This is a genomic window from Methylococcus sp. ANG (assembly GCF_040730495.1).
Lineage (GTDB): Bacteria > Pseudomonadota > Gammaproteobacteria > Methylococcales > Methylococcaceae > Methylococcus.
The window spans coordinates 2340174-2366657 of the sequence record NZ_CP160399.1 but is presented as its reverse complement, the minus strand read 5'-3'; the positions used below and the strand labels follow the sequence as shown (position 1 = coordinate 2366657).

The 26484-nt window shown below is 65.4% G+C and carries 33 protein-coding genes and 1 other RNA gene; 26 read left to right on the top strand and 8 right to left on the bottom strand.

Annotated elements, in window-relative coordinates:
• Nucleotides 1–35: 35 nt before the first annotated feature.
• The 4 genes from ABZN20_RS11485 (at nucleotide 36) to ABZN20_RS11470 (ending at nucleotide 2448) form a co-directional block, all read left to right on the top strand.
• Nucleotides 36–572 carry a C40 family peptidase gene (locus tag ABZN20_RS11485; protein WP_218808589.1) on the top strand — a complete coding sequence of 179 codons (537 nt, stop codon included), beginning with the start codon at nucleotides 36–38 and terminating at the stop codon, nucleotides 570–572.
• Between the two features lie 5 nt (nucleotides 573–577).
• Nucleotides 578–1576 (top strand): zinc-dependent alcohol dehydrogenase family protein, encoded by a 999-nt coding sequence (locus tag ABZN20_RS11480; protein WP_367025337.1) that lies wholly within the window; start codon nucleotides 578–580, stop codon nucleotides 1574–1576.
• A 24-nt stretch (nucleotides 1577–1600) separates the two neighbouring features.
• On the top strand, nucleotides 1601–2119 hold the full coding sequence (locus ABZN20_RS11475) for a glutaredoxin family protein (RefSeq protein WP_367025336.1): 519 nt from the start codon (nucleotides 1601–1603) through the stop codon (nucleotides 2117–2119).
• A gap of 128 nt (nucleotides 2120–2247) precedes the next feature.
• A complete protein-coding gene (locus ABZN20_RS11470; RefSeq protein WP_367025335.1) occupies nucleotides 2248–2448 on the top strand; it encodes a hypothetical protein in 201 nt (66 codons plus the stop codon).
• A 24-nt stretch (nucleotides 2449–2472) separates the two neighbouring features.
• Here the strand turns inward: ABZN20_RS11470 and ABZN20_RS11465 are convergent, their stop codons facing one another.
• Complete coding sequence (locus ABZN20_RS11465) at nucleotides 2473–2541, bottom strand: SEC-C metal-binding domain-containing protein (protein WP_367027559.1); 69 nt, start codon at nucleotides 2539–2541, stop codon at nucleotides 2473–2475.
• Between the two features lie 4 nt (nucleotides 2542–2545).
• Nucleotides 2546–3220 carry a RadC family protein gene (gene radC, locus ABZN20_RS11460; protein WP_367025334.1) on the bottom strand — a complete coding sequence of 225 codons (675 nt, stop codon included), beginning with the start codon at nucleotides 3218–3220 and terminating at the stop codon, nucleotides 2546–2548.
• 91 nt (nucleotides 3221–3311) lie between these two features.
• On the opposite strand from radC, the gene coaBC reads away from it, so the two are divergent.
• The 5 genes from coaBC to ABZN20_RS11435 all read left to right on the top strand — a co-directional run bounded on the left by coaBC (nucleotide 3312) and on the right by ABZN20_RS11435 (nucleotide 8809).
• Nucleotides 3312–4544: a bifunctional phosphopantothenoylcysteine decarboxylase/phosphopantothenate--cysteine ligase CoaBC gene (gene coaBC, locus ABZN20_RS11455; RefSeq protein WP_367027558.1), complete on the top strand. Its 1233-nt coding sequence runs from the start codon at nucleotides 3312–3314 to the stop codon at nucleotides 4542–4544.
• Nucleotides 4516–4971 carry a dUTP diphosphatase gene (gene dut / locus ABZN20_RS11450; RefSeq protein WP_367025333.1) on the top strand — a complete coding sequence of 152 codons (456 nt, stop codon included), beginning with the start codon at nucleotides 4516–4518 and terminating at the stop codon, nucleotides 4969–4971. Before coaBC ends, dut begins: the two co-directional genes overlap by 29 nt.
• Before the next feature lie 2 nt (nucleotides 4972–4973).
• Entirely contained in the window at nucleotides 4974–7388 is a 2415-nt protein-coding gene (locus ABZN20_RS11445; protein ID WP_367025332.1) for a phosphomannomutase/phosphoglucomutase, read from the top strand.
• A 24-nt stretch (nucleotides 7389–7412) separates the two neighbouring features.
• Nucleotides 7413–8315 (top strand): acetylglutamate kinase, encoded by a 903-nt coding sequence (gene argB / locus ABZN20_RS11440; RefSeq protein WP_218808594.1) that lies wholly within the window; start codon nucleotides 7413–7415, stop codon nucleotides 8313–8315.
• A gap of 89 nt (nucleotides 8316–8404) precedes the next feature.
• A complete protein-coding gene (locus ABZN20_RS11435; protein ID WP_367025331.1) occupies nucleotides 8405–8809 on the top strand; it encodes an ankyrin repeat domain-containing protein in 405 nt (134 codons plus the stop codon).
• Between the two features lie 49 nt (nucleotides 8810–8858).
• Here the strand turns inward: ABZN20_RS11435 and ABZN20_RS11430 are convergent, their stop codons facing one another.
• On the bottom strand, nucleotides 8859–9191 hold the full coding sequence (locus ABZN20_RS11430; protein ID WP_367025330.1) for an SMR family transporter: 333 nt from the start codon (nucleotides 9189–9191) through the stop codon (nucleotides 8859–8861).
• Nucleotides 9192–9560: 369 nt separating this feature from the next.
• Between ABZN20_RS11430 and fae the strand changes: the two genes are divergently transcribed.
• The 6 genes from fae to ABZN20_RS11400 all read left to right on the top strand — a co-directional run bounded on the left by fae (nucleotide 9561) and on the right by ABZN20_RS11400 (nucleotide 12985).
• A complete protein-coding gene (gene fae, locus ABZN20_RS11425) occupies nucleotides 9561–10079 on the top strand; it encodes a formaldehyde-activating enzyme (protein WP_218808597.1) in 519 nt (172 codons plus the stop codon).
• Nucleotides 10080–10303: 224 nt separating this feature from the next.
• Complete coding sequence (locus tag ABZN20_RS11420) at nucleotides 10304–10588, top strand: hypothetical protein (RefSeq protein WP_367025329.1); 285 nt, start codon at nucleotides 10304–10306, stop codon at nucleotides 10586–10588.
• Between the two features lie 36 nt (nucleotides 10589–10624).
• The gene (locus ABZN20_RS11415; RefSeq protein WP_218808598.1) at nucleotides 10625–11065 is read left to right on the top strand and encodes a hypothetical protein; all 441 of its coding nucleotides are present in this window, start codon (nucleotides 10625–10627) and stop codon (nucleotides 11063–11065) included.
• A gap of 21 nt (nucleotides 11066–11086) precedes the next feature.
• Nucleotides 11087–11491 carry a hypothetical protein gene (locus ABZN20_RS11410; RefSeq protein ID WP_218808599.1) on the top strand — a complete coding sequence of 135 codons (405 nt, stop codon included), beginning with the start codon at nucleotides 11087–11089 and terminating at the stop codon, nucleotides 11489–11491.
• A 29-nt stretch (nucleotides 11492–11520) separates the two neighbouring features.
• On the top strand, nucleotides 11521–12699 hold the full coding sequence (locus ABZN20_RS11405) for an NAD(P)/FAD-dependent oxidoreductase (RefSeq protein WP_218808600.1): 1179 nt from the start codon (nucleotides 11521–11523) through the stop codon (nucleotides 12697–12699).
• A gap of 55 nt (nucleotides 12700–12754) precedes the next feature.
• Nucleotides 12755–12985, top strand: coding sequence for a DUF2934 domain-containing protein (locus ABZN20_RS11400; protein WP_218808601.1), 231 nt, complete (start codon nucleotides 12755–12757; stop codon nucleotides 12983–12985).
• Between the two features lie 4 nt (nucleotides 12986–12989).
• Here ABZN20_RS11400 and ABZN20_RS11395 read toward each other — a convergent pair whose 3' ends face one another.
• The 4 genes from ABZN20_RS11395 to ABZN20_RS11380 form a co-directional block, all read right to left on the bottom strand.
• On the bottom strand, nucleotides 12990–13640 hold the full coding sequence (locus tag ABZN20_RS11395; protein WP_218808602.1) for a response regulator transcription factor: 651 nt from the start codon (nucleotides 13638–13640) through the stop codon (nucleotides 12990–12992).
• Nucleotides 13641–13727: 87 nt separating this feature from the next.
• On the bottom strand, nucleotides 13728–14330 hold the full coding sequence (locus ABZN20_RS11390; protein ID WP_218808603.1) for a 5-formyltetrahydrofolate cyclo-ligase: 603 nt from the start codon (nucleotides 14328–14330) through the stop codon (nucleotides 13728–13730).
• 19 nt (nucleotides 14331–14349) lie between these two features.
• A non-coding RNA gene (ssrS, locus tag ABZN20_RS11385) (6S RNA) lies at nucleotides 14350–14533 on the bottom strand.
• Nucleotides 14534–14606: 73 nt separating this feature from the next.
• Entirely contained in the window at nucleotides 14607–14900 is a 294-nt protein-coding gene (locus ABZN20_RS11380; protein ID WP_218808604.1) for a cell division protein ZapA, read from the bottom strand.
• A 128-nt stretch (nucleotides 14901–15028) separates the two neighbouring features.
• On the opposite strand from ABZN20_RS11380, the gene ABZN20_RS11375 reads away from it, so the two are divergent.
• The 9 genes from ABZN20_RS11375 (at nucleotide 15029) to ABZN20_RS11335 (ending at nucleotide 24114) form a co-directional block, all read left to right on the top strand.
• Nucleotides 15029–15565, top strand: a complete 537-nt coding sequence (locus tag ABZN20_RS11375) for a UPF0149 family protein (protein WP_218808605.1) — start codon at nucleotides 15029–15031, stop codon at nucleotides 15563–15565.
• Nucleotides 15566–15573: 8 nt separating this feature from the next.
• Complete coding sequence (gene pepP / locus ABZN20_RS11370) at nucleotides 15574–16884, top strand: Xaa-Pro aminopeptidase (RefSeq protein ID WP_218808606.1); 1311 nt, start codon at nucleotides 15574–15576, stop codon at nucleotides 16882–16884.
• Nucleotides 16881–18086 carry a 2-octaprenyl-6-methoxyphenyl hydroxylase gene (ubiH, locus tag ABZN20_RS11365; RefSeq protein WP_367025328.1) on the top strand — a complete coding sequence of 402 codons (1206 nt, stop codon included), beginning with the start codon at nucleotides 16881–16883 and terminating at the stop codon, nucleotides 18084–18086. Before pepP ends, ubiH begins: the two co-directional genes overlap by 4 nt.
• 207 nt (nucleotides 18087–18293) lie before the next feature.
• On the top strand, nucleotides 18294–19832 hold the full coding sequence (locus tag ABZN20_RS11360) for a Re/Si-specific NAD(P)(+) transhydrogenase subunit alpha (protein WP_218808608.1): 1539 nt from the start codon (nucleotides 18294–18296) through the stop codon (nucleotides 19830–19832).
• A gap of 19 nt (nucleotides 19833–19851) precedes the next feature.
• On the top strand, nucleotides 19852–21249 hold the full coding sequence (gene pntB / locus ABZN20_RS11355; protein WP_367025327.1) for a Re/Si-specific NAD(P)(+) transhydrogenase subunit beta: 1398 nt from the start codon (nucleotides 19852–19854) through the stop codon (nucleotides 21247–21249).
• Nucleotides 21250–21307: 58 nt separating this feature from the next.
• Nucleotides 21308–21742: a DUF29 domain-containing protein gene (locus ABZN20_RS11350; protein ID WP_218808610.1), complete on the top strand. Its 435-nt coding sequence runs from the start codon at nucleotides 21308–21310 to the stop codon at nucleotides 21740–21742.
• Between the two features lie 484 nt (nucleotides 21743–22226).
• Complete coding sequence (locus tag ABZN20_RS11345) at nucleotides 22227–22568, top strand: hypothetical protein (RefSeq protein ID WP_367025326.1); 342 nt, start codon at nucleotides 22227–22229, stop codon at nucleotides 22566–22568.
• A gap of 102 nt (nucleotides 22569–22670) precedes the next feature.
• Nucleotides 22671–23045 carry a DUF3592 domain-containing protein gene (locus tag ABZN20_RS11340; protein WP_367025325.1) on the top strand — a complete coding sequence of 125 codons (375 nt, stop codon included), beginning with the start codon at nucleotides 22671–22673 and terminating at the stop codon, nucleotides 23043–23045.
• A 337-nt stretch (nucleotides 23046–23382) separates the two neighbouring features.
• A complete protein-coding gene (locus ABZN20_RS11335; RefSeq protein WP_367025324.1) occupies nucleotides 23383–24114 on the top strand; it encodes a DUF4410 domain-containing protein in 732 nt (243 codons plus the stop codon).
• 18 nt (nucleotides 24115–24132) lie between these two features.
• Here the strand turns inward: ABZN20_RS11335 and ABZN20_RS11330 are convergent, their stop codons facing one another.
• Nucleotides 24133–24393 carry a zinc ribbon domain-containing protein gene (locus ABZN20_RS11330; RefSeq protein ID WP_218808613.1) on the bottom strand — a complete coding sequence of 87 codons (261 nt, stop codon included), beginning with the start codon at nucleotides 24391–24393 and terminating at the stop codon, nucleotides 24133–24135.
• A 117-nt stretch (nucleotides 24394–24510) separates the two neighbouring features.
• Between ABZN20_RS11330 and ABZN20_RS11325 the strand changes: the two genes are divergently transcribed.
• Both ABZN20_RS11325 and ABZN20_RS11320 read left to right on the top strand, forming a co-directional pair.
• A complete protein-coding gene (locus ABZN20_RS11325) occupies nucleotides 24511–25107 on the top strand; it encodes a nicotinamidase (protein WP_218808614.1) in 597 nt (198 codons plus the stop codon).
• A complete protein-coding gene (locus ABZN20_RS11320) occupies nucleotides 25104–26450 on the top strand; it encodes a nicotinate phosphoribosyltransferase (protein ID WP_367025323.1) in 1347 nt (448 codons plus the stop codon). The genes ABZN20_RS11325 and ABZN20_RS11320 overlap by 4 nt, the downstream gene beginning before the upstream one ends.
• Nucleotides 26451–26484 lie beyond the last annotated feature (34 nt).

Here is a 26484-nt window from a genome sequence, read left to right as displayed (position 1 = left end):
ATGGCAGCCCGTGACTTAGAACGCTTCATCCGCCGATGGCCGTGGTTCCCCTGACGCGCTTCGTCCTGTTGCTGTTCCCTGTGCTGCTGTCGGGCTGCGCGAGCACGCCCGAGGTGAAGCAGAGCGCGCCGGCTGCTGCCAATGGCCATGTCGTTCCCTATGCGCTGAGTCTGCAAGGGGCACCGTATGTGTGGGGCGGAGCCTCGCCGGCGCGTGGATTCGACTGCAGCGGTTTCGTCCAGCACGTCTACCAGCGGCATGGCGTCGACCTGCCGCGCACCGCCCGCGAGATGGCGAGCAAGCTGCCGGAGGTGCCCAAGCATTGCCGCCTGCCCGGCGACCTCCTGTTTTTCCGGACCGACGGACGCTCGTATTCCCACGTCGGCATCTACATCGGCAATGAATCCTTCGTCCATGCCTCCAGCAGCCATTCCGGCGTCAAGATTTCCAGCCTGAACAAGCCGTACTGGCTGAGCCGCTTCCTGGGCGTGCGGCGGCCGCATTCCCGATACCGGTTGCCGGACGATACCGTGGCCGCCGCCAATCACCGCCATCGAACCCAACGGAGATGACATCCATGAAAGCCATCGTCATGACCAAGCCCGGCACGGCTGCCGAAGCGCTGGAACTGCGCGATCTGCCCGAGCCGGCGCTGGCGGCGCCGACCCAGATCAAGGTCCGGCTCAGGGCGGCCGGGGTCAATCCCATCGACACCAAGGTCCGCCGCCGCGGGCTGTTCTACGACGATGCCCTGCCGGCGGTACTCGGCTGCGACGGCGCCGGCGAAGTCGTCGAAACTGGGGCCGAGGTCGACCGCTTCCGGATCGGCGACCGGGTCTGGTTCTGCAACGGCGGACTCGGCGCGGAGCAGGGCAACTATGCCGAATACACGGTGCTGGACCAGCGCTGGGCGGCGCCCATACCGGCATCGCTCGATTTCATCCGTGCGGCGGCCGGTCCCCTGGTGCTGATCACGGCCTGGGGCGCTTTGTACGACCGGGGACGGCTGCAGCCCGGCCAGACCGCGCTGGTCCATGCCGCGGCCGGCGGCGTCGGCCACGTCGCGGTGCAACTGGCAAAGCTGCGGGGGGCGCGGGTGATCGCCACCGTGGGATCTCCCGAGAAGGCTGCACTGGCCAAGCGCTGGGGAGCCGATGAAACCATCGATTACCGGACTCAGGATTTCGTCGCCGAGGTCAACGCCCTGACCGGCGGCCGGGGCGCCGATCTGGTGCTGGACACGGTCGGTCCCGAGGTGTTCCGCCGCAGCATCGAATGTACCGCCCACTTCGGCGATCTGGTGACCCTGCTCGATACCGGCGATACGTCCCTCGCCGAAGCGCGGATGCGCAACCTCAGGATCGGCTTCGAACTGATGCTGGTGCCGATGCTGCGCAAGCTGGACGCGGCGCGGGACCATCACGTGGAAATCCTCCGCGCCTGCGGCGAATGGATCGATGCCGGCAAGCTCGAGCTGTATGTCGGTGGCGTCCATCCGCTGGAACAGGCCGCCCGGGCGCATGAAATCATCGAGGCAGGACACGCCACCGGCAAGCTGGTGCTGCGTATCGACTGAGCGGCGAATACGGCTTCGACACGGATGGCGACGCTGGCCAGCGCGGCGTGGGCGGAGGCGCCTGCCGACGTCGAAGTCTTCGTACGGCCGGGGTGCCCGCATTGCGAGGAAGCCGAAGCCTTTCTGGAGGCGCTCGCCCGCGAGCGTCCCGCCCTGCGTGTCCTGATCCGCGACGTCGTCCAGGACCGGCGCGCCCTGGCCCGGCTGCAGGCGCCGGCAGCCGAACACCATGAACCTCCCCGGTTCCCTCGTTTCTGGTGCGGGGACACTGGTTCGTCGGCTATTCCGGTGAATCCGGCGATGGGCAGCGGATCGCTGCACTGCGGGGTGGTGCCGGGCCGGCCGGTAGCTGCGCAGCCGAAGCAGACCTACGGCCGCGGGGTGTCGCTCTCCCTTCCCGCCTCCGCCAAGCCGGGCTTCTATGCCTGCATGCGGAAAACCTCTGGGACGCCATTGTCGGCGCCGTCGTGCTCGCCGTCCTGGTTCAGTGGCTCGAACTCCTTTGCACCTCCGGGTTCCCGGCCCCGTACACCCGGATCCTGACCCTGCGGCAGTTGGGTGGCGCCGAATACTATGTCTATCTCCTGGGTAGGGCTGGGGCTGTACTTGATCGGCATGCCGCGGTAACGATGGGCCGTCTGGTCGCAAGGGTTTGGCACGCGGGAAAATCCATGTCCAAGATGCAAACCGAAACCTGTGTCGGCGACCGCCTCATCGCCAGGCAAGCTGGGGACACGTTGGTGCTGGAGCGGCGCGAAGCCGTCGAACGACGCCTGCTTGCGCGTTTCGCCCAGATCCCTCGCGAAGAAGACCTCGCCGCTGAATTGATTGCCGATCGGCGGGTCGAGACCGGGCGGGAAGAACCGCCGTGAGCGTGGTGCTCGACGCCTCGGCCCCTACGCCGTGCAGCAATGCTTGAATTTCCTCCCGCTGCCGCAGGGGCAGCCCGATGTCGTGCCGGTCATGGGCTCAGAGCAATCCCCGCTCGGCAAAGGAATAAGGTAGGCCGTCGCCGATGATGAAATGGTCGAGCACGCGGATGTCGACCAGTCCCAGCGCCTGCTTCAGCCTTTGCGTGAGCATGCGGTCGGCCTCGCTGGGTTCGCAGATGCCGGAGGGGTGGTTGTGGGCGAAGATCATGGCCGCGGCGTTCTCGGCGAGCGCCTGTTTGACCACTTCGCGAGGGTACACCGAGGCCCCGTCGATGGTGCCGCGGAACAGCTCCTCCGCGCGGATCACCCGGTGCTGGTTGTCCAGGAACAGCCCGACGAACACCTCGTAAGGTTTGCCCTTCAGCCAGTTGGAGAGGTATTGCCGCGTCAGCTCGGGGCTGGTGAGCGCATCCTCGCGCTTCAGGCATTCTTCGAAATGGCGCCGCGCGAGTTCGAGCACGGCTTGAATCTGTGTGTATTTCGCGGTGCCCAGGCCGGCCGATTTGACGAAACGCTGGTGGTCCGCCTTGAGCAGGGCGGACAGCGAGCCGAACTCCAGGAGCAGGTCGCGCGCGAGGTCGACCGCGCTTTTGCCGGCGATGCCGGTACGCAGAAAAATGGCCAGCAATTCGGCGTCGGACAGCGCGGCGGGGCCGAGCTTCAGCAGCCGTTCGCGCGGGCGTTCGTCGGCGGGCCAGTCGGTGATGGGCATGATCTTAGCGTCCTTCCGTGTCGGGTCGTTTCAAGCATAGAAGGGCTGGACTAAACTTGCCATAATGTCGCCCCGTGTGACCCTTCCTTAGATTCCATCCTTGGCTGACCTCCACCACAAGCGCATTGTTCTCGGCGTGACCGGCGGCATTGCGGCCTATAAGGCCGCAGAGGTCACCCGTCGCCTGCGCCAGGCCGGTGCCGAGGTGCGGGTGGCGATGACGCCGGCGGCCTGCCGGTTCGTCCAGCCTTTGACCTTCGAGGCCCTGTCCGGCCATCCGGTCGCCCACGACATGTTCATGCCCGGTGCCGAGTCGGCGATGGGGCACATCCAGTTGTCCCGCTGGGCGGACGCCATCCTGGTCGCACCGGCTTCGGCGGATTTCATGGCCCGGATCAGCCTGGGGCTGGCCGACGACCTGCTGGCCACCCTGTGCCTGGCCGCGGAAGTGCCGCTGTTTCTGGCGCCGGCGATGAACCGCGCGATGTGGCTGCATCCGGCGACCCGCTCCCACGCCGCCGCCTTGGCCGGGCGGGGAGTTGCCCTGTTGGGGCCGGACGAAGGCGATCAGGCGTGCGGCGAGACGGGGCCGGGCCGGATGCGGGAGCCGGCGCGGCTCGTCCCCGACCTTGCCGACGCGCTGGCGGCGGAGGGCCTTCTTTCGGGCCTCAGGGTGTTGGTCAGCGCGGGTCCTACCCGCGAGCCCATCGACCCGGTACGTTTCATCGGCAACCGCAGCTCGGGAAAAATGGGCTACGCCCTGGCCGCCGCGGCGCGGAATGCCGGCGCGGACGTCACGCTGGTCAGCGGGCCGGTGGCGCTCGATGCGCCGGCCGGCGTGGAAACCGTGCGGGTGGACACCGCCGCCGAGATGTACGCGGCGGTAATGGCCCGGACCGGCGGCGCGGACATCTACATCGGCACCGCCGCCGTGGCGGATTACACGCCCGCGCGGGTGGCGGACGCCAAGATCAAGAAACACGGCGAGCAGTTGGAGCTGACCCTGAACCGGACCCCGGACATCCTCCGTTCCGTCGCGGCTTTGCCGGACAAGCCGTTCGTCGTGGGATTCGCCGCCGAGACCGGCGAGGTCGAGGCCCACGCCCGCGCCAAGCTGGAGGCCAAGGGCGCCGATCTGGTGGCCGCCAACGAGGTCGGCCGTGGGGCGCCGGGCGGTTTCGAGCGGGACGAAAATGCCCTGTTCGTGTGCTGGCGCGGCGGCGAGTGCCATTTGCCGCTGGCCGGCAAGACCGAGATTGCCCGCCGACTGATTCGATTGATAGCCGAACGCTACTATGCCGAAAATACAGATCAGGATCCTTGATCCCCGCCTCGGCAACGAAATCCCATTGCCGCACTACGCCACGCCGGGCGCCGCCGGGCTCGACCTCCGGGCCTGCCTCGACGCACCGATGGTGCTGCGGCCGGGCGAGACGGAGTTGATCCCGACCGGCTTCGCCATCCATATCGGCGACCCGGACTTGGCGGCCGTGCTGTTGCCGCGCTCGGGACTGGGCCACAAGCACGGCATCGTGCTGGGCAATCTGGTGGGCCTGATCGATTCCGATTACCAGGGCCAGGTGCTGGTATCCTGCTGGAACCGGGGCTCGGAAGCCTTCGAAATCGCCGTCGGCGAGCGCATCGCCCAGATGGTGTTCGTGCCGGTGGCCCAGGTCGCCTTCGAGCAGGTCGAAGCGTTCGCCGAAAGCCGGCGGGCCGAGGGCGGATTCGGCCATACCGGCCGGCATTAGCCGTGCCCTCGCTGAGTCTCCGCCGGCTCCTTTGGTCGGTCGGCCTGGCGTCGATGCTGGCGGTCGCCGCGACCGCTGCCGGTCTCGTGGGGGCCGAGCGGCACCGCACCGAAGTTTCCAGCCGGCAGGCGATGGCGGCCGCGGCGGATGCCGCGGCATTCAATGTGCGCGACCGTCTGGGCTGGTCCTTCCGCGCCCTGAGCGGCATGGCGGGCGACGCGCGGCTGGCCGAGGCGCTGGCGTCCGGCGATCCGGCCGGCATCGCGGCGGAGGAGGGCAGGCTCACCGGCGCCCTGCCGGGTTCGCTCCTCGTGCGCCTGATACCGAATCACAGCGACCTGCTGGATACCGCCCGCGCGCCGGCGATGGGATACGCCGACCTCGAGGCGATCCGCGATGCCCGGCACGGCCAGTCCTTGCCCGCCATGCACGCGGCCAACAGCCCGAATGTCCACATTGCGCTTGCCGTGCCGCTTGCCGAAGGGCGAGGGGTGCTGCTGGCCAGTTTGTCCCCGGATATCCTGCTCGATGCCATGCGCTCGGTTCCGATGCCTTTCGGCGCCGCGCTGGAGCTCCGGCAGGGCGAGCTTCCCCTGGTTTTCACCGGCGACCGCGCCCGCCGGGCCGAGCCGCCGGACGGAGACGCATCGGTGCTGGGCAGCCGCGGCTGGCGGATCGTCTACTGGCGTCCGGCGCAGGACCAGTCCCCTGCGTGGTGGGCTTTCGCGGCCGGCGGACCGGCGCTGCTGCTGATCCTGGCGGTGCTGCTCTGGACGGGCTTTGTGCTGGCGAAGGCGATGAATCACGATACGGCGCTGGTGTTGGCGCTGGTCCCCGCGGTGCCGTCGGGGATCCCGCGCATCACCGGCCGCGCGCGGCTCAGGGAAATGCAGGACTTGCTCGAAGGACTGAGGGCGCTTGGCACGCCGGTGCCGGAGGAAATCGAGGTACGGCCCCCCTCGCCGGAAGAAGCCCCTTTGCTCCGGCCGGCGCTCACCGATGATCAGAACGAGGAGAAGATTCACATGCACACCCAACCGGTTCCGCCCATTGCCTCCACCCTGTTCCGGGCCTACGACATCCGCGGGATCGTCGGCGACACGCTGACACCGGAAGCGGCCCAGGCGATAGGCCGGGCCATCGGCAGCGAAGCGCTCGACCGTGGCGAACGGCGGGTCGTCGTCGCCCGCGACGGGCGGCTGAGCAGTCCCGCGCTCTGCGCCGCCCTGGCGGAGGGGCTACGCGAGGCCGGCTGCCAAGTCACCGATCTGGGGTTGGCGCCCACGCCTGTGCTGTACTTCGGCACCCAGGTGCTGGCGGGTCGTTCCGGCGTCATGGTGACCGGCAGCCACAATCCCGCGAATTACAACGGCTTCAAGATCGTATTGGGGGGGCAGACGCTGGCCGGCGAAGATATCCAGGCGCTGCGGTGCCGCATCGAATCGGGGAATTTTCATAGCGGGGAAGGGCGGATCGAGCGCCGCGATCTGCTGCCCGACTACCACTTGGCGATCGTGGAAGACATGCAGGTCGGCAGGCAATTCAAGGTCGTGGTCGATTGCGGCAACGGCGTGGCGGCGGTGGCGGCGCCGCAGATCCTCCGGGCGCTGGATTGCGAGGTGATCGAATTGTTCTGCACGGTCGACGGCAATTTTCCCAATCATCACCCCGATCCAAGCAAGCCGGAGAACCTGGCGCTGCTGATCGGAACGGTGAAGCGGGAAGGCGCGGACATTGGCGTCGCCTTCGACGGCGACGGCGACCGGCTCGGCGTGGTCGACTCGGCCGGCAACATCATCTGGCCGGACCGGCAGATGATGCTGTTCGCCGCCGACGTGCTGTCCCGCGAGCCCGGCGCCGACATCATCTACGACGTCAAATGCACCCGCCACCTCGCCGGCTACATTTTGCGCCACGGCGGCCGCCCGCTGATGTGGAAGACCGGCCATTCCCTGATCAAGGCCAAGATGAAGGAAACCGGTGCCCTGCTGGCGGGGGAGATGAGCGGCCACTTCTTCTTCAAGGAGCGCTGGTACGGTTTCGACGACGGTATCTACGCCTGCGCCCGGATGGTGGAGATCCTGTCCGCCGATTCCCGCCCCACCGCCGAAGTGTTCGCGGAGCTGCCGGACAGTGTGAACACGCCCGAACTCGGCGTGCGGCTGCAGGAGGGCGAGAACCTCGCCTTCGTGGAAAAAATGCGCGCCCTGGCCGATTTCGACGATGGCCGTATCACCGACATCGACGGCCTGCGGGTCGATTTCGCCGACGGCTGGGGGCTGGTGCGCGCCTCCAACACCACGCCCTCCCTGGTGATCCGCTTCGAAGCCGATACCGCCGAAGGGCTCGCCCGAATCCAGCAGCGCTTCCGGGAGCTGCTGCTGAAGGTGCGGCCCGGTCTCGAGCTGCCTTTCTAGACACACTGACACACCGGTTTGCCCATGAAACAACAGGAACCCCTGGAAACCTCCTTCGCCAATCGGATCGCCCATGTCCTGACCGAAGCGTTGCCTTATATCCGGCGCTTCAAGGGCAAGACCATCGTCGTCAAATATGGCGGCAACGCCATGATCGACGAGCGCCTGAAGAACAGCTTCGCCCGCGACGTCGTGCTGCTGAAACTGGTCGGCATCAACCCGGTGGTGGTGCACGGCGGCGGGCCGCAGATCGGCAATCTGCTCCAGCGTTTGGGGAAAACCAGCGAATTCGTGCAAGGCATGCGGGTCACCGACGCCGAAACCATGGACGTGGTGGAGATGGTGCTGGGCGGTCTGGTGAACAAGGAAATCGTCAACCTCATCAACCGCCAGGGCGGCGCCGCGGTGGGCTTGAGCGGCAAGGACGGCAACCTGATCCGGGCGCGCAAGATCCGCATGTCCCAGCCGCAGTCCGACGCGCCGGAACTCATCGATCTCGGCCACGTCGGCGAAGTCGCCAGCATCGATCCGGCCGTGGTGGACATGGTGGTCAACAGCGACTTCATCCCGGTGATCGCCCCGATCGGCGTCGGCGAGGATGGCTGCTCCTACAACATCAATGCCGACCTGGTCGCCGGCAAGATGGCCGAAGTGCTCAAGGCCGAGAAGCTGATCCTCCTCACCAACACCCAGGGCATCCTGGGCAAGGACGGTGCACTGCTGACCGGCTTGTCGCTCAGGGAGGTCGACGCCCTGATCGAGGACGGCACCATAAGCGGCGGCATGATCCCGAAAGTACGTTGCGCGATGGATGCGCTGCGCGGCGGCGTCAACAGCGCCCACATCATCGACGGCCGCGTCGACCACGCCGTGCTGCTGGAGCTGTTCACCGACCAGGGCATCGGCACCCTGCTACTGCGGCGTTGAGCAGCCGGACGGGCTTCGTCCGCGCAGATGCAGTTCCGGCGGGATCGCGCCGGGCGTTTTACGTGACCTTTGACTCAAGGAGTCGTGTCATGACAATCGGCCGTTCGCGCCACGACAAATCCTCTCTCGGCCTCATGCTGTTCGCCGGGGTCCTGGCGGTGTCTCACGTTCCCGCATCCTTTGCGGCTCCCGATCCGGCCCAGGCAAGGACGGCGCTGCATCGGATGGGTGTGGAGTATTCCGAACAGCAGTTCGCCAAATCCGCCGGCGCCGGCGACAAGACGGCCGTCGAGCTCTTCCTTGACGCGGGCATGGATGTGAACGCCGGCGGCGGTGCGGCGATCGGTCTGGCCGCGGGCCGGGGACAGCTCGAAATCGTCAAGCTGTTGCTTGCAAGAGGCGCGAAGCCGACATCCAACGCCTTGCAGTTCGCCCGCACGCGCGGCCACGCCGAGATCGCAAAGCTCCTGACGGACGCCGGCGCCATGGAATGAACCTCGTCCGCGGACGCGCCTTCGGTTTCGGCGCACCGCTCGCCGCCGGTCATCCGTGGGTGGCCGACTTCGACCACAGCGTGCAGACCAGCACGCCGGCGATGATGAGCCCCATGCCGGCGATGGCGGGGCGATCCAGCGCCTGGCCGTGGAGAATCCAGGCGATGAGCGAGACCAGCACGATGCCGAGAGCCGACCAGATCGCGTAGGAGATGCCCACCGGAATCTTGTCGACGGTGAGCGAGAGGAAATAGAAGGCGACCGCATACCCCACGATAACGGTCGCCGAGGGCCAGAATCGGGTGAAGCCCTCCGTGGACTTCAGCGCCGAGGTGCCGATGACCTCGCCGATTATCGCGATCATCAGATAGATCCATGGCATAGCTGCTCCCCAGAGCGGATGGAAAAGGCCGCAATGATACTCGCCCCCTCCCGAGCCGGTCTGCGGATCCCGGCAATTTGCCCGACGCGGCCTTCACCCTGGCCGCAAGGCAATACGGCAAGACCGGTGGGCGCCCAGCCCGCGGTCAACTGAGGTTCAATCGCACCGCCCCCCTCGTGCCCGCCGGGATATCCGGGATTGAACCTTCGCCATTCAGTGCTCCCACCATACGTAGATCTACTTAGGTAGCGGTTCGTATTGGCGCCGGGGCGGTGCCGGTATTAAAAGACCTGAGAGGATGGGCAGGTGATCCTTCTGTTCGTCGGACCAGCGGTCCGTCCCCCCGGCAGACATACAGGAGAAACCGAGATGAACGGTTTGAAGATCGATCGGGTTCTGGTGGGCGAGGCTCTGGTCGGCGAAGGCAACGAACTGGCGCATATCGATCTCATCATGGGACCCCGCGGGAGCGCCGCGGAGCTGGCCTTCTGTACCACCCTCACCAATCAGAAGCGCGGCGACAACGCCTTGCTCGCGCTGGTCGCGCCCAACCTGATGGCGAAGCCGGCCACGGTGATGTTCAACAAGGTGGAAATCAAGAACGAAAAGCAGGCGACCCAGATGTTCGGACCTGCGGAACGCGGCGTTGCCAAGGCGGTCGTGGATTCGGTCAAGGACGGTATCATCCCGAAGGCGGAGGCCGAGCAGATATTCATTTGCGTCGGCGTGTTCATCCACTGGGACGCCCAGGACAACGCAAAGATCCAGGACTGGAACTACCAGGCGACCAAGCTGGCGATCGCCCGAGCGGTGGGAGGCAAGCCGGGCATCGAAGAAGTCATCGCGCAGGAGGACGTCGTACACCATCCCCTTGCAGCACATGACTAACGATCATGGCGACCAGCCGCCCTGGATGATGAAAGTAACTGCCCGCCATGATCGTTCCCCCCACCGCGGCCCAGTCATGCCAGGCTGTCCTGCCCGGCGCCCTTCGGGTCAATGCCCAAATCGGCAGGAAAGCCGATTTGCACGCGGAGCGCCCGAAGAGGCGGATAGGGATGTGCCGCATAAAATCTGCTCCTGGCGGATTTGTGTGCGTCCGTGAGGACGCTTTGTTAGCGACTTCATCCCGGCGAAAGAGCGCGGGACTGGCCATCGGAGGCATCGCCGGCACCCTGGCGGGTCGGGTGGCGCCCGCCCTGCCGACCGGCATGATAGGGCTGGACGTGGAGCATTCCCGGCTCAAGAATTATCAGGGCGCGGTCGAAAAAGGCGGGCTCCTGCTGATGGTGGACGTGCCGCGCGATCGGGTGGAAGAGATTCATCAACGGGTCCAGAAGCATCATCCGGAAGCCGAATTCGAGGGCGCCGAGCCAACGATTCCGGCGTTTCCCTGACACGGCCGGCCGGGTTTCCGGCGGCAAGGAGGACGTATGAAAATGACATCGGCCATTCATGTCTGGCTGGCAGTGATCGCGTGGGTGGTGAGCGGTTCCGCGGCGTCGGCGGCTCCCCGTTCCGGCAGTTGCTGGGTGGACATTTACAAGGGGCCGGACTATACGGGTACCAAGATCAGGGTATTCGGTCCGGCGGAGTTGGCGAACCTGAAAAATCTCGAGGGTGCCGACTGGAACGATGCGATCGAAAGCCTGGAAGTCGGGCCGGGCGCGGAGGTCAGCGTCTACGGCAACGAGAACTTCGTCCTTCCCTCCGGGCCGGTTTACCACGAGCAGGAAATCCGGAGCTGGGGAGGCGAGGACGAGAATTACCGCAGCCAGGTTGCGACTTTTACCGCCGGGCACAAGGTGCATCACCTCGGTGAATACGGTCTCCACGACCAGGTCAGCGCCCTGAAAGTCCGCTGCACGAACTAACGCTTCCAGGCTGCCGATGAAATGAGCACCAAGCCTGTCGCTTCAACCGATTGGGTCGGGTTCTGCGAGGAGTTCAGCCGCCAGCACCGGGGATGGCTGGTGACGACCAGCATCAGGGACAAACCGCTGGCGGCTGAGAACAATGTGGCCGATGCCGCGGAAGAGCGTTGCGTCGTGCGCGACGTGCGATTCCGGGGCCTGTCCTTCGAGCCGAAGGACGGCAGCCTGTCGGTGTCGCTGGGGGAAGGGGCGCTGCAGATCACTCAATCGATCGCGGAGGTGGCCGCGATCGGATTGCTGGAGGCGGGACAAGGCGTCCATGCGGGCCTGCGCATTGACAGCGCCGGCCATGGTGCCATGATACTGAGGTTCCGTGCACCGGCCTCGCCGGATAGCCTGGACGGACCTTTTGCACCTTGGCTCTGATCAAGTTTTTTCAGATGCGGAGAGCGATCATGCACAGCTACAAATACCTGGTGGTCGGCGGCGGCATGACGGCGGATGCGGCGATCCAGGGCATACGCGAGCTCGATCCGCAGGGCTCGATCGGCCTCATCGGCGCGGAACCGCATCTTCCGTATAAGCGGCCGCTGCTGTCCAAGGGACTCTGGCTGGGCAAGTCCTTCGACCAGATATGGTACGGCACCGAAACCCGGGGAATCAGCGCATTTCTGGGGCGGACCGCGACCCGTCTCGACTTGGCGGAAAAGTCCGTCGCCGACGATGAAGGTACCCTCTACGGATTCGAGAAGCTGCTTCTGGCCACGGGCGGCCGGCCGCGCCGTTTTCCGTTCGGGGGCGACGATATCCTGTATTTCCGCACCGTCGACGACTACCTCCGGCTGCGGACGCTGACCGAGACGGGGCGGAAGTTCGCCGTCATCGGCGGCGGCTTCATCGGTTCGGAGATCGCCGCCGCCCTGGCGTCGATCGGCAAGGAAGTCGTGATGATCTTCCCGGAAGACTGCATCGGCGGCCGGGTGTTTCCGGGAAACCTTTGCCGGTTTCTCAACGGGTATTACCGGGACCAGGGCGTCGAACTGGTGAGCGGCCGGACAGTCACCGGCCTGGTTCGGGAGGGCGATAAGATCCGCCTCGCGCTCGGCGAGACCGGTGAAGAAGCCATCGTGGTGGACGGCGTCGTCGCCGGGATCGGGATCGAACCCGAGACACGGCTTGCCGAGGCGGCCGGGCTCCCGGTGGAGCGTGGCATCGTCGTCAACGAGTTTCTGCAGGCCGGCCACACGGACGTCTATGCCGCCGGCGATGCCGTCTCCTTTTACAGCCCGGCCCTGGGCCGCCGGATGCACGTGGAGCACGAGGATAACGCCCGAACCATGGGGCGGCTGGCCGGGCGCAACATGGCCGGCGAAGCGAAACCCTACCGGCATCTGCCCTACTTCTACTCCGATCTGTTCGAGCTGGGTTATGAAGCGGTGGGGGAACTGGATTCGAGGCTGGAGACCGTGGAGGACTGGTCCGAGCCTTACCGCAAGGGAGTGGTCTACTATCTGGTCCAGGGGCGCGTGCGCGGCGTGCTGTTGTGGAACGTCTGGGACCGGGTGGAAGCCGCCCGCGCGCTGATCGAGGAGCCCGGCCCTTTTGGGGCGGGAGAACTGGCAGGAAGGCTGTGACAAGGAGGACGCGTGGAGTAGGGAGTTTTTTGACCTGACGAAGAGGTGAGGCATCATGGCAGCAACCGTATTGTCCCGAACCACCAAACCCGTTCGCTACGAGGAGGCGGAGACCGTGCCACCGCCGCCCGACCCCGACATGCTGCGCGCGCTGATCGCGGAAGCGGCGTATTTGAGGGCCGAAAAGCGCGGTTTCGTAGGAGGCAGCGAGCTGGAAGACTGGCTGGAGGCGGAGAAGGAAGTGCTGGAAATGCAGGAGAGGCTTTCGATCCCGACGCCCGATTGAGGGCTCAATCGGTTTCGAGCAGGAGGGCTATCCGTACCAGTTCCGCCAAAGTTTCGGCGCGCATTTTCCTCATCACGTTGGCACGGTAGATTTCGACGGTCCGATGGCTGATGCCGAGGGATTTCGCCGTGTCCTTGGACGAATAGCCCTTGACGGTGCAATGCAGCACCTGCTTCTCCCGCTTGCTGAGGCGGGCATACTGCGATGCGGCTTCCGCTTGCCTGCGCCGGTGCTCGCAGGTCCTCAAATCCAGCGCAATGGCTTCCCGCAGCCGGTTCATGAAACCCGCATTCTCGAACGGCTTTTCGATGAAGTCGAAGGCACCGCTCCGGAAGGCCTCCGCCACGGCCGGTACGTCGCCTTTCCCGCTGATGAAAATGATCGGTGTCCGTATGCCTTTGTCTGTCAATGTCTTCTGCAGTTCCAGGCCGGAGATTTCCGGGAGCCGCAGGTCGAGGAGGATACAGCCGTGGGTATCGGGCGTGCAGTAATCCAGAAAGTCCTTCTCGGTGGCGAAGCAGCGCGCCGGCAGGCCCTCGGATTCGACCAGGATTTTCAGCGCGTCGCGCACCGCCGGCTGGCCGTCGACGATATGGACCAGGGGTTCGGTCCTGCCGTGCAGCGGGTTGTTGCGGATGTTTAGGCTCGTTGGCATAAACAAGACTCCGTGCTGGCAGGTAACGGTTGTTTGACCTGCCGCAAGAGGAAAATACTCCGTCTTCCGGCAATTATCCAGCACGGATCAGGCTGAACGGGGTGGCCGGTCTGGAAAGCGGTAAACGCTTGCCTCGGTGACCACGGCGTCCAGCGGGACGTCCCACGGTTGGGCATCCAGCCGCTCGAGCTTCTGGCCTTCGAAAGCGAGGCCGATCAGACGGGGTTTTATGGACGCAGGTTCATCGCGCCGGAATGCGAAGGTGCGGTCGTAATAGCCGCCGCCCATGCCGAGGCGGTTACCCTGCGGATCGAACGCCACCAGGGGCACGAATACGAGATCGAGTTCCCTGGCGTCGGCGATCGTCCCTTCGTCGACAGCGGGTTCGGGAATGCCGTAGCGGTTCGGATGCAATGTGGCCGGGCCGGCATACGGTCCGAACCAGAGCATGCGTTGCCGCAGAATGGGGATGAAGGCGGTGCGGCCGCGTTCGCGGAGGTAATCGAACAGCGCCGTCGTATCGACCTCGCCGTCATTGGAAAGATAGGCCGCTATCCGGCCATCGGCGTCGAGCCAGCCCGAGCCGATGCAATGGCCGGCTATCAGCAGGCTGTTCCGGTGGATGTCGAAAGGAGACTGGGCGTGCCGCCACTCGCGGATTCGGGTCCGGATCTCGGCAGGTGTGGTCATGGAAACCGCGCGAGAAAGAGTATTCCCCGTTTGCGCCGTAGCATGCTTTCGCCCTTGAACCAAACGGTTCAGGTGGGACCAGAGGATGCCGAATCAGGCTTTCCGCCCGGAGCGGACTTGCGCACATCGAGCATCCGGAAGTCCCGGGGTTTTAGATTAGGCTCAAAGAGTAACCCAGCACGCTTCGAGCGTTACAGGGAATACTGGCGGCTATCTTACCCGATAAATGGCGCAGGTGAGAGACTTGACGCGCCCGAAAAATCCCGTTCCCGGCCCTCAGCCGTTCCAGCCGCCGCCGGAGCCGAGCGAACTCATGGCATGCTGACTGGCGAGGCTCTGGTTCAGCAGCCGGATTTCGTGCTGGGCCTGGACCAGTTCGTGGGCGATGTTCAAGGCCGCCATGATCGCGATGCGCTCGGTGCCGATCACCCGGCCGGTTTCGCGGATCTTGCGCATTCTCTCGTCGAGGAAACGGGCGGCGATCAGCAGATCGTGCTGCTCATCTTCGGCGCAGCCGATGGGATATTCCTTGCCGAGAAGCTGCACTTTGATGGGGCGATGTTCGCTCATGGCGGGTATTTCCTGGAGATGGGGAAGAATCAGAGGGTTGCGGGACGGCCGGCCAGAGTTTGGGTACCGGCCTTGCCTCGAGGGGTGGTAGCATAATGAAATATCCGCAAGTTCGACAAGTCACCTCCATGCACGAGAGTCCCTCCTACGAGGACATCCAGGCGATATTCCTCAACCACCACGTTCCTGGCAGCGCCGCCGAAGCCCACGGCACGCTGGCGGGCCTGCTGTGCGTCGACGGGCGGCTGGATTGCGGGCAATGGCTGAGCACCGTGTTCGGCAAAGACAAGGCGGGGCTGGATCCGGACGAGCGGGCGTCCTGCGAAAACCTGTGCAACCGGACGCGCGAGCAACTGGATGCCTTCGACTTCAGCTTCGAATTGTGCCTGCCGGACGACGCCCACCCGATGACCGACCGCGCCCGCGCCCTGGGCGAATGGTGCCAGGGATTCCTCTACGGTCTGGGTTACAAACTCGGCGGCAGCGACTGGCCCGGCGAATGCACCGAGGTGCTCGACGACATCCTCCAGCTATCCCGTCTCGACGCCGAGCATGCGGATGAAACCGACGAAGAGGCCTATGCCGAACTGACCGAATTCGTACGGGCCGGCGTACAGCTCGTCCGCAGCGAATTCGAGCAGAACGCCGCTCCCCAGCTTCACTGAGTCCTTCCATGTTGCCTCTGTCCGAATTCCAGCAGCGGCGCCGCCGCCTGCTCAAGCGCATGAAGAAACGGAGCGTCGCCCTGATCGCCGGCGCGCCCGCCGCGGTGCGCAACCGCGACGTGGAGTTCCCCTACCGCCAGGACAGCGACTTCGCCTATCTCACCGGCTTCGCCGAGCCCGAGTCGCTGGCGGTATTCATTCCGGGCCGGAAAGAGGGCGAGTTCGTGCTGTTCTGCCGTGAATTCGACGCCAAGATGGCCGTCTGGGTGGGGCGCAGCGCCGGGCTCGAGGGCGCCCGCGAGGTATTCGGAGCGGATGAGGCCCATCCGATCACCGAGCTCGACGCGGTGCTGCCGGGCCTTTTGGAAAACCACGAAACCGTGTACTACCCGATCGGGCATCAGTCCGAATTCGACGCCCAGGTGATGCGGGCGATCAACAACATCCGCAGCCGGGCGCGCAGCGGGGTTGGCGTGCCGGAACAGTTCGTCTCGCTCGACAAGCTCCTGCACGAGCTGCGGCTGTTCAAGTCGGAGCACGAGATCGCCCTGATGCGGCGGGCCGCCGAAGTCTCCGCCGAGGCGCACAAGCGGGCCATGCAGGCCTGCCGTCCCGGCCTGTGCGAGTACCAGATCGAGGCGGAAATCCTGCACGAATTCACCCGCCACGGCATGCGTTCGCCCGCCTATCCCAGCATCGTCGCCGGCGGCAACAACGCCTGCACGCTGCACTACACCGCCAACGACGCGGTGCTGCGCGACGGCGATCTGCTGCTGATCGACGCCGGCGCCGAGCATGATCATTACGCCGCCGACATCACCCGGACCTTCCCGGTCAACGGCCGATTCAGCGAAGCCCAGCGTGTCCTGTACGAACTGGTGCTGGAGGCGCAGTTGGCGGCGATAGCCGAGGTCAGGCCGGGCAAGCGCTGGAGCGACCCGCACGCCGCCGCGGTGCGGGTGCTGACGAAAGGCCTCATCGACCTCGGGCTGCTCGACGGCAAGCCGGCCAGGCTCATCAAGAGCGAGGCCTACAAGAAGTTCTACATGCACCGGACCGGCCATTGGCTCGGCATGGACGTCCACGACGTGGGCGACTACAAGGCCGGCGGCGACTGGCGCAAGCTGGAGCCCGGCATGGTGCTCACGGTCGAGCCGGGACTCTACGTGCCGGCGGATTGCGAGGAGGCCGATCCGCGGTTCCGGGGCATCGGCATCCGCATCGAGGACGATGTCGTCGTCACCGAAGCGGGCTGCGAAATCCTCTCTTCCGGCGTGCCCAAGACGGTCGCCGAGATCGAAGCGCTGATGCGGTCATGAAATCTGTCGACTACGACGTCCTCATCATCGGCGGCGGCCTGGCCGGCGGCAGCCTGGCCTTGGCCTTGGCCGGTTCGCCCCTCAAGGTGGCCGTGGTGGAGAGCAGCACCGAATCCGAACGCCAGGCGGCTCCCGCCGGCGCGCGCGCCCTGGCGCTGGCCCGCGGCACCGCCCGTATCCTCGAGGCTCTGGGGGTTTGGACCTCGGTCGAGCCGAAAGCCACGCCGATCCGCGACATCCACGTTTCGGACCGGGGCCATTTCGGCAAGACCCGACTCAGCGCCGAACGCGAAGGCGTCGCAGCTTTAGGGTATGTGGTTACCGCGCGCGATGTCGAGGATGCGGTGGCCGGCGCCCTGCACGCCGGAGCGGTCGAGCTGATCCAGCCCGCCCGCCTGATCGGGCTGCGGGCCGGGCCGGACTCGGTCCACGTCAGCCTCAAGCGCGGCGACGAAACCCTGATGCCGTCCGCCCGTCTCGTCGTCGGCGCCGACGGCAGCGATTCCACCGTCCGCCGGCTGCTGGAAATCCCCCAGATCGTCCGCGAATACGGACAGACGGCCCTGGTGTTCGAGGTCGCCACCGAGCTCGACCACCGCAACGTCGCCTACGAGCGCTTCACCGTCTCCGGCCCGCTGGCCGTTCTGCCGCTCGGGCGGCGGCGCTGCTCCATCGTATGGACGCTGGCGCCGTCCGACGCCGAGGAGCTGCGCGCCGTGTCCGAAGGAGAATTCCTGGCCCGTCTGCAGGATGCCTTCGGCTACTGGCTGGGGGCGCTGGGTCCGGTCGGTCCGCGCCAGACCTTCCCGCTCAAGCTGATCCGCGCCGGCCGCATGGCCGATGACCGGGTGGTGCTGATCGGCAACGCCATGCACCAGCTCCATCCGGTGGCGGGGCAGGGCTTCAACCTGGGGCTGCGCGACGCCGCCCAGCTCGCCGAGCGCCTGATCGTGAAACAGGGTTTCGGTGAGGACATCGGCGACCCGGCCTTCCTCCACGGCTATGCCGAGGCCCGCCAGCGTGACCTCCGCAGCACCGTCGCCTTCACCGACAGCCTGATCCGGCTATTTTCCAGCGATTTCCCGCCTCTCGCGCTGATTCGCAATATCGGTCTGCTCGCGCTCGATTGCCTGCCACCGGCCAAACACTTGCTGGCCCGCCACGCCATGGGTCTGGCCGAGCGCCTGCCCCGTTTTCGCTGATCTTTTCCGTTTCCCTCGCTTGGGAAAAAAGGTTGACCCGGCCCCGCTTTGCCGGTATTAAAAGAGCGGGCGCTCGGCGCCCGATTTGCTTTTGTCAATCCAGACTCACGAGATGGGTTGTTTCCTCGGGATGACGGTTCGCCGCTTGCGGGCGGCTTCCATGCGAGGCCCATCTCCCAACCAGAACAGGGATAAGGAGTGGCTTGCATGCGAATTGGAATACCGAAGGAAATATTCCCCGGGGAGCGCCGGGTAGCGACCACACCGGAGGTGGCCGAGAAGATAAAGAAGCTGGGATTCGAGGTCGCGGTCGAGTCGGGCGCCGGGGACGCGGCGAATTTCTCCGACGACACCTTCAGGGAAGCCGGCGTTGCCGTCGTCGAAAACGCGTCCGACCTGTGGGCCGGTTCCGACATCGTCCTCAAGGTGCGCGCGCCTTCCTTCGCCGAAGTCGAACTGATGAAGGAAGGCGGGTGCCTGATCAGTTTCATCTGGCCGGCCCAGAACCCGGAGCTGATGGACAAGCTGGCCGCCACCGGCGGAACCGTGCTGGCCATGGACAGCGTGCCGCGGATCTCCAGGGCGCAGAAACTCGACGCCCTGAGCTCCATGGCGAACATCGCCGGCTACCGTGCGGTGATCGAAGCGGCCCATCATTTCGGCCGCTTTTTTTGTGGCCAGGTGACGGCGGCCGGCAAGGTGCCGCCGGCCAAGGTCTTCGTCATCGGCGCCGGCGTGGCGGGGCTTGCCGCGATCGGCGCCGCCAGCGGGTTGGGCGCCATCGTCCGGGCCAACGACACCCGGCCGGAAGTGAAGGACCAGGTCAAGTCCATGGGCGCCGAGTTCGTCGAGGTGGAATACCAGGAGGAGGGCACTGGCGTCGGCGGCTATGCCAAGATCATGAGTGAAGGCTATCAGAAGGCTCAGGCCGAGATGATCGCCCGCCAGGCCATGGACGTCGACGTCATCGTCACCACCGCCCTGATTCCCGGCAAGCCCGCGCCCAAGCTGATCACCGCCGGCATGGTCAAGTCCATGAAGCCGGGCAGCGTGATCGTCGACATGGCGGCCGAACAGGGCGGTAACTGCGAACTGACCGTTCCCGGCGAGGTCGTGGTGCGCCACGACGTCACCATCATCGGCTATACCGACCTGCCCAGCCGGCTGGCCCGCCAGTCCAGCACGCTCTACGCCACCAACCTGCTGCGTCTGCTCGAAGAGCTGTGCCCGCAGAAGGACGGCAACGCCGTGGTCGACATGGACGACGAAGTGATCCGCGGTGCGACGGTGATCAAGGACGGGACCATCACCTGGCCACCGCCGCCGCCCAAGATCAGCGCGGCGGCTCCGCAGATGGCCACGGCCGCGCCGCCGGTCGTGGTCGAAAAGAAGCCGCTGCTGCCGGCCTGGGCCCGAACCGGCCTCGGCATCGGTATCGGCGCATCGATCTTCTACCTGATCGGGGCCAACGCCCCGGCTGACTTCATGGAACATTTCACCGTGTTCGTGCTCGCCTGCTTCGTCGGCTATATGGTGATCTGGAACGTGACGCCCGCGCTGCACACGCCCTTGATGAGCGTCACCAACGCCATCTCCAGCATCATCGCGATCGGCGCGCTGATCCAGATCTCCTCGCCCGGCACGCTGATCCTGGCGCTGGCAGGGTTGGCCGTCGCCCTGACGGCGGTCAACATGGCGGGCGGATTCTGGGTGACCCAGCGCATGCTGCGCATGTTCAGAAGATAACTAAGGACGGGAGAAGATCATGTCTGAAGGTTTGGTTACGGTCGCGTACATCGGCGCGACCATCCTGTTCATCCTCAGCCTGGGCGGGCTGAGCCATCCGGAAACCGCGCGGCGGGGCAATTTCTACGGCATCGCCGGCATGGCCATCGCCATCCTGGCGACGCTGCTGGGACCGAAGGTCACGAGCTACGTGCCGATCCTGATCGCCATGCTGGTCGGCGGCAGTGTCGGCGTATATGCCGCGATCAAGGTCAAGATGACCGAGATGCCGGAACTGGTCGCGCTCATGCACAGCCTGGTCGGCCTCGCGGCAGCCCTGGTCGGTTTCGCCAACTACTTCGATCCGAGCGCACACTTCGCCGGCGTCGAGAAGACCATCCACGAATCGGAGATCTACATCGGGATCCTGATCGGCGCCGTGACCTTTTCCGGGTCGGTCATCGCCTTCGGCAAGCTGTCGGGCAAGATCAGCGGCAAGCCGATGCTGATACCGGGGCGCCACTGGCTCAACCTGGGGCTATTGATCGCCGTCCTCGTGGTCGGCAAGCAGTTTCTCGACGCCGATTCGACCACGACCGGCATCGTGCCGCTGGGTATCATGACGGGGATCGCCCTGCTGTTCGGCATCCACATGGTCATGGCGATCGGCGGCGCCGACATGCCCGTGGTCGTGTCCATGCTCAACAGCTATTCGGGGTGGGCGGCCTCGGCCACGGGCTTCATGCTGTCGAACGACCTCCTCATCGTCACCGGCGCGCTGGTGGGCTCTTCCGGCGCGATCCTGTCCTACATCATGTGCCGCGCCATGAACCGCCACTTCCTGTCGGTCATCGCCGGCGGCTTCGGCACCGAGGGCGGCACCGCCGCGGCGGGCGCCAAGCCGGAGGGCGAGGTGCAGCCGATCAACGCCGAGGAAACCGCGGAGCTGCTGCGCGGCGCCCGCAACGTGGTCCTGGTGCCGGGCTACGGCATGGCCGTGGCCCAGGCCCAGCACACGGTGTATGAAATCACCAAGCACCTGCGGGACAAGGGCGTCAACGTGCGTTTCGCCATCCATCCGGTGGCCGGCCGCATGCCGGGGCACATGAACGTGTTGCTGGCCGAAGCCAAGGTGCCTTACGACATCGTGCTGGAAATGGACGAGATCAACGAGGACTTCCCGGAGACCGACGTGGCGATGGTCATCGGCGCCAACGACATCGTCAATCCGGGTGCCCAGGAAGACCCCAACAGCCCCATAGCCGGCATGCCGGTGCTGGAGGTCTGGAAGGCGGGCACTTCCATCGTCATGAAGCGTTCCATGGCGTCCGGCTATGCCGGCGTCGACAATCCGCTGTTCTACAAGGAAAACAACCGCATGCTGTTCGGCGACGCCAAGAAAATGCTGGACGAAGTCCTGCAGCACCTGAGGGGATGAGCGGAAATCCGCGGGGCGGGAACTCCCGTCCCGCGCTCCTGACGACGAGGGTCATCATGTGAACGCCAGTCTCTACGAACACGATTTTTTCGGCTGGACTCTGCAACAGTCCGAACTGCTCAAAGCCGGCCGCTTCTCCGAACTGGATACCGAGCATCTCTGCGAGGAAATCGAGGCCATGGGTCGCAGCGCACGGCTGCAACTGACCCGGCGCCTCGAGGTGCTGCTGACGCATTTGCTGAAATGGGGCCACCAGCCAGAGTTTCACGGGCAGCGCTGGGAGTCGGCCATCCTCGACCAGCGCAGGCGCATCGCCAAGCTGATCGACGCCAACCCGAGCCTGAAGCCCGCTCTCCACGTCTGTTTTCTCGAAACCTACGACAACGCCCGTTTCAGCGCCATGATGGAGACGGGGCTGACGCTGGAAGCCTTCCCGGCGCAGCCACCCTTCGATCTCGTGGAGGTGCTGGATCCGGATTATCTGCCCGAGTGAGTGCTCGGAGCGGCTTCGTCATGGTGTGTGTTGCGAGTTCCCCTGTCCGGGCCTATAGTCGAGTCGCTTGAGGCTACCAACACAAAAAATCCAGCCTCACGCGAAAGGTCAACGCCGGCCGATGGATGCACGAGCGCCGATATCGTGAGATTCAGCAGAGGAGACTCAGCCGTGTTCAGGAAAATCCCGTTCCTTATCGTTTTCCTTGTACTTTCGGGTTCATTGACGATGTCCTCGCCGGCCCGCGCGGCCGAGCCGAACGGACTCTACACGCCGCACGGTCCCACGTCCGTCAAATTGAACGCTCCCCATGTCGCCAAGGCCTCGCTCACCAGTCCGGACGTGGCCGTTTTGAACGCCTTGCTCAAGCTCGGCTTGCCCATGCAGTTCTCCCCGGCGGTCAATGGGCAGGACAACTTCCTAATGACGATCAACAACCCGCTCGACAGCGGCAAGCCCATTCATTTGCACGGCGTCTGGTCGGATGCTCACCTCGTCCAAGTTCCAGGTCGACATCGACTTCCAGGCGCTGATCGCTGCGGTCCAACAGCGCGGCGGCAGCGTGACGATCACCCGCAATTCATTCGCGGGGAAGGTCTTGGATAACGGCAACCTCAAGGGCGCCTATAATCTGGGCCTGATCATTTCCCTCTCCGGAATCAACATGAGTCTCAAGGCTTCCGGTACCTATCTCGCAACCCCGCTACTGCTGGCGGCCACGCGGGCGGAAGGATCGGAACCGGCTGAAGAGGATTCGACGGCTTCCGCCAACGCCATTGCTCTGGAGCGGTTCGTTCTCGATGTCCTCGAAAAGAGCCCGCAATAGAGGGGCCTTCGAGAACACATCCTCCCGTATACCCCGGCCTGGCCCGCACGATTCGTTTTTTGATCCGGACCAGTCCTGACTAGTCGCGCGGGTTCGAAAGTGATGAAAATACCGGCCTCGCCCTGGCGCGGCGCCAGAGGGTTCCCGTTGTCCCTGTTCGCCTCGGCAGCGGGTCGCGCCACGATCGTCGACCCGTTCAGCGGACGCAGCGAGGCCTGCGAGATTCTGCGCACCGGCAGGCCCGCAACCACCCGGATCGTCGGCCTCGCGGATACCGGCATCACCATCAACCAGAACCCCGTGGCCGAATTCGTGCTGGAAGTGCGGCCGGACCAGGGTCCGCCGTTCGACGCGAAAACCAAGGCCCTCATCTCCCGTCTGGAAGTTCCCCTGGCCCAGCCGGGCCGCACGGTTCCGGTCGAGTACGATCCGCGGCGGCCCGAGCGGGTGGCGCTGGAACTGTGGGATTGCGACTGAACGAAGGGGCGAGGCGGATCGGGTCCGGCGGGCGCCGTCATCAGCCGGTGGCCGGGAACCGCCCGAATTCCTCAGCTTTTTGAAATCTCAAGGAGAGTGCATGAATCGCCGGATTTCCCTTTTAGAACCTGTCTTGAAAAGTCTATTCAAGCGAAGTCAATCAGTTGAAATCAGGAAAAGTCTCCGCTCAGGTAGGGTGGATAAGCGTAGCGCATCCACCGCAACGCCGACTCGAAGAGCAGCGGAGCCGAATTTGGCGGATGCGCTGCCGCTTATCCGCCCTACGATCCCCCATTTTCTTTTTCAAGACAGACTCTTACTTCTGGTTTGCTTAAGTGTGGCGCTCGGCGGTTGCGGAGCGGACCGCTCCCGCAAATTGCTCGGCGGCGTGGAGGTCCGCAACGAACAGCTCGGCGCGGTCAAACCCGGCGAAGGGCCGAGGACGGTGTATGTCGCCGATTTCGCGCTGGATGCCGAAAACATCCAGGGCGATCCCGGCGTCAGAGGCTTGCTGCCCGGCCGGTCGCAATCGCAACGCCAGGGGCTGCTGGATGGGCTCGGCCAGCGCCTGAGGAAACCCTTCGGCCCCGGCAGTCCCGACGACCAAGCCCGGGAAATCGTCGACACCATGGCGGCCGCGCTGGTGAAGAGCCTGTCGGACAAGGGGCTCCCGGCACAGCGCATCGCCTCCACCACTGGCGCGCTGCCGCGCGACGGCTGGCTGGTGCAGGGCATGTTCACCGAGGTCGACGAAGGCAGCCGGCTCAAGCGCGCCGTGATCGGTTTCGGAGCCGGGGCGACCTCCATGGACGTGCAGGTCGGCGTGAGCGATCTCGCCGGCAAGGACCCGCGCCAGCCCTTCATCGTGTTCGGCACGGTGAAGGACCCCGGCAAGATGCCGGGCGCGGTCGTGACCATGAACCCCTACGTCGCCGCGGCCAAGTTCGTGATGGAGAAAAATGCGACCGGCAAGGACATCGAAAAGACCGCGGAACAGATCGTAGACGAAATCCTGAAATACCGGCAGAAGTTCGAAGACGAGGCGCGGGCCAACCGGGCCGCGCGCTAAAAACTCCTTCGCTGCCCGTCAGTTGAATCCGCAGGCCCCGGCGCCGCAGCAGGGCGCACCGCTCTGGCAAGGGGGCGCTTCCGGATTTTTGAGGGCGCCGGAGCGGACGATGCCGCCGCCGGTGATCAGCTTCCTGACCGGTGTATCGGGCGGGGTATCGCCCACAGCCAGCCCAGCGCGCTCGCACACTTCGCCCCAGGTCGCCAGGCGATCGTTCATCGGATGGCTGACTTCCACGACCCGGTCGTTCGCTTCACAAAAATAATCGTATTTCGGCACGGCGTTTTCCTTCCTGCATTCCAAGGATGCGGCATTTATAGGGGCGGACGACGGAAAACTCAATCCGTCCGCGCCTTGCCCGGCGTATCATCTCCTCATCGTGATGGAGTGGCTGAAATGAACACCAAGACTGACGCGTTCCGCCTTTCGCCGGGCGATGCCTTGATCGTGGTCCACGTGCAGAACGACTTCCTGCCGGGCGGCAGCCTCGCCGTCCCCGGGGGCGACGAGGTGATACCGGTGCTGAATCAACACATCGCGCGCTTCGTCCGGGAAGGGCTGCCCGTCATCGCCACGCGTGACTGGCATCCGCCGGACCATTGCTCGTTCCACGCCCAGGGCGGGCCGTGGCCGCCGCACTGCGTGGCCGGCAGCCAGGGGGCGGAGTTCGCGGCCGGCCTCGCCTTGCCCGAGGACGTTCCCATCGTATCCCAGGCGACATGGCCGGATAAGGAGGCCTATTCCAGTTTCGAAGGCACGGACCTCGCCTACCTCCTGCAGGAAATCGGCGTTCGCCGCTTGTTCATCGGCGGCCTCGCGACCGACTACTGCGTGCTGCATACGGTGCTCGACGGTCGTCGCCTCGGTTTCGAAGTCGTCGTGTTGGAAGACGCAGTGCGCGCCGTCGACGTCGAGCCCGAAGACGGCAGCCGCGCCCTGGCCCGGATGCGAGAGGAAGGCGCAGAGTTCGCCGGATGCAAGGATTTCGCATGAGTCTGCCGGTCGACAGCGTACTGCTCACCGATCTCTATCAATTGACGATGCTGCAGGGCTATCACGCCCAGCGCATGAACGAGACCGCGGTATTCGAATTCTTCGTGCGCAAGCTGCCCGGCGGAGCCGAGCCCAAGCGCAACTTCCTGGTCGCGGCCGGGCTGGAACAGGCGCTGGATTTTCTGGAAGGCATGCGGTTCCGGCCCGACGAGGTCGAGTGGCTGCGCGCCACCGGGCGGTTCGCGCCGGATTTCGTCGACGCCCTGGCCGCACTGCGCTTCACCGGCGACGTCGATGCCATGCCCGAAGGCACGGTGTTCTTTCCCGGCGAACCGATATTGCGGGTGACGGCGCCCCTTCCCGAGGCGCAACTGGCCGAAACCCGGCTCATCAACCTGCTGCATTTCCAGACCCTCATCGCCTCCAAGGCGGCGCGCATGACCCTGGCCGCGCCGGGCCGGCTGCTGGTCGATTTCGGCCTGCGCCGCGCCCACGGCGCCGAAGCGGGACTCCTGGCGGCCCGCGCCGCCTGCCTCGCCGGCTTCTCCGGCACCTCCGACGTGCTCGCCGGCCGGCTTTGGGACATCCCGCTGTACGGCACCATGGCCCATTCCTTCATCCAGGCCCACGACGACGAACTCACCGCCTTCGAGCATTTCGCCCTGGCCCAGCCGGACAACCTGGTGCTGCTGATCGACACCTACGACACCGAAGCCGCGGCGGAAAAGCTCACCCCCCTGGCCGAACGCCTGGCCGCCAAAGGAATCCGCATCCAGGGCGTGCGCCTCGACAGCGGCAACCTGGCCGAGCACGCCCGCCGGGTCCGGAGCATCCTCGACCGCGGCGGCCTCGGTCAAGTCAGCATCTTCGCCAGCGGCAGCCTCGATGAATATCTCCTGGCCAGGCACACCGCGGAAGCCGTGCCGATCGACGGCTACGGCATCGGCACCCGCATGGACACCTCGTCCGACGCACCCTATCTCGACTGCGCCTACAAGCTCCAGGAATACGCCGGCATCCCCCGGCGCAAGCGTTCCGAAGGCAAGGCGACCTGGCCCGGCCGGAAACAGGTTTACCGCTATTACGACGGCGAGGGGAAAATGCAGCGGGACAGCCTGACGTTGGTCGACGACGCGCAGCCGGGGGAGCCCCTGCTGCGCCCGGTGATGCGCAGCGGCCGGCGGCTCGGACCGAGCCCGCCGCTGCAGACCCTTCGGTCCCATGCGATCGAACAGCTCGGGCGCCTGCCGGAAGCGTTACGCCGGCTGTCACCGGCGCCGGCTCATCCGGTCGAGATCGCCGCGCGATTGAAGGCTTTGGTTCAAGCGATGGATGGCTGTTAGGTACTTTAGAACCCAGACAGCGATCTCGCGCGCA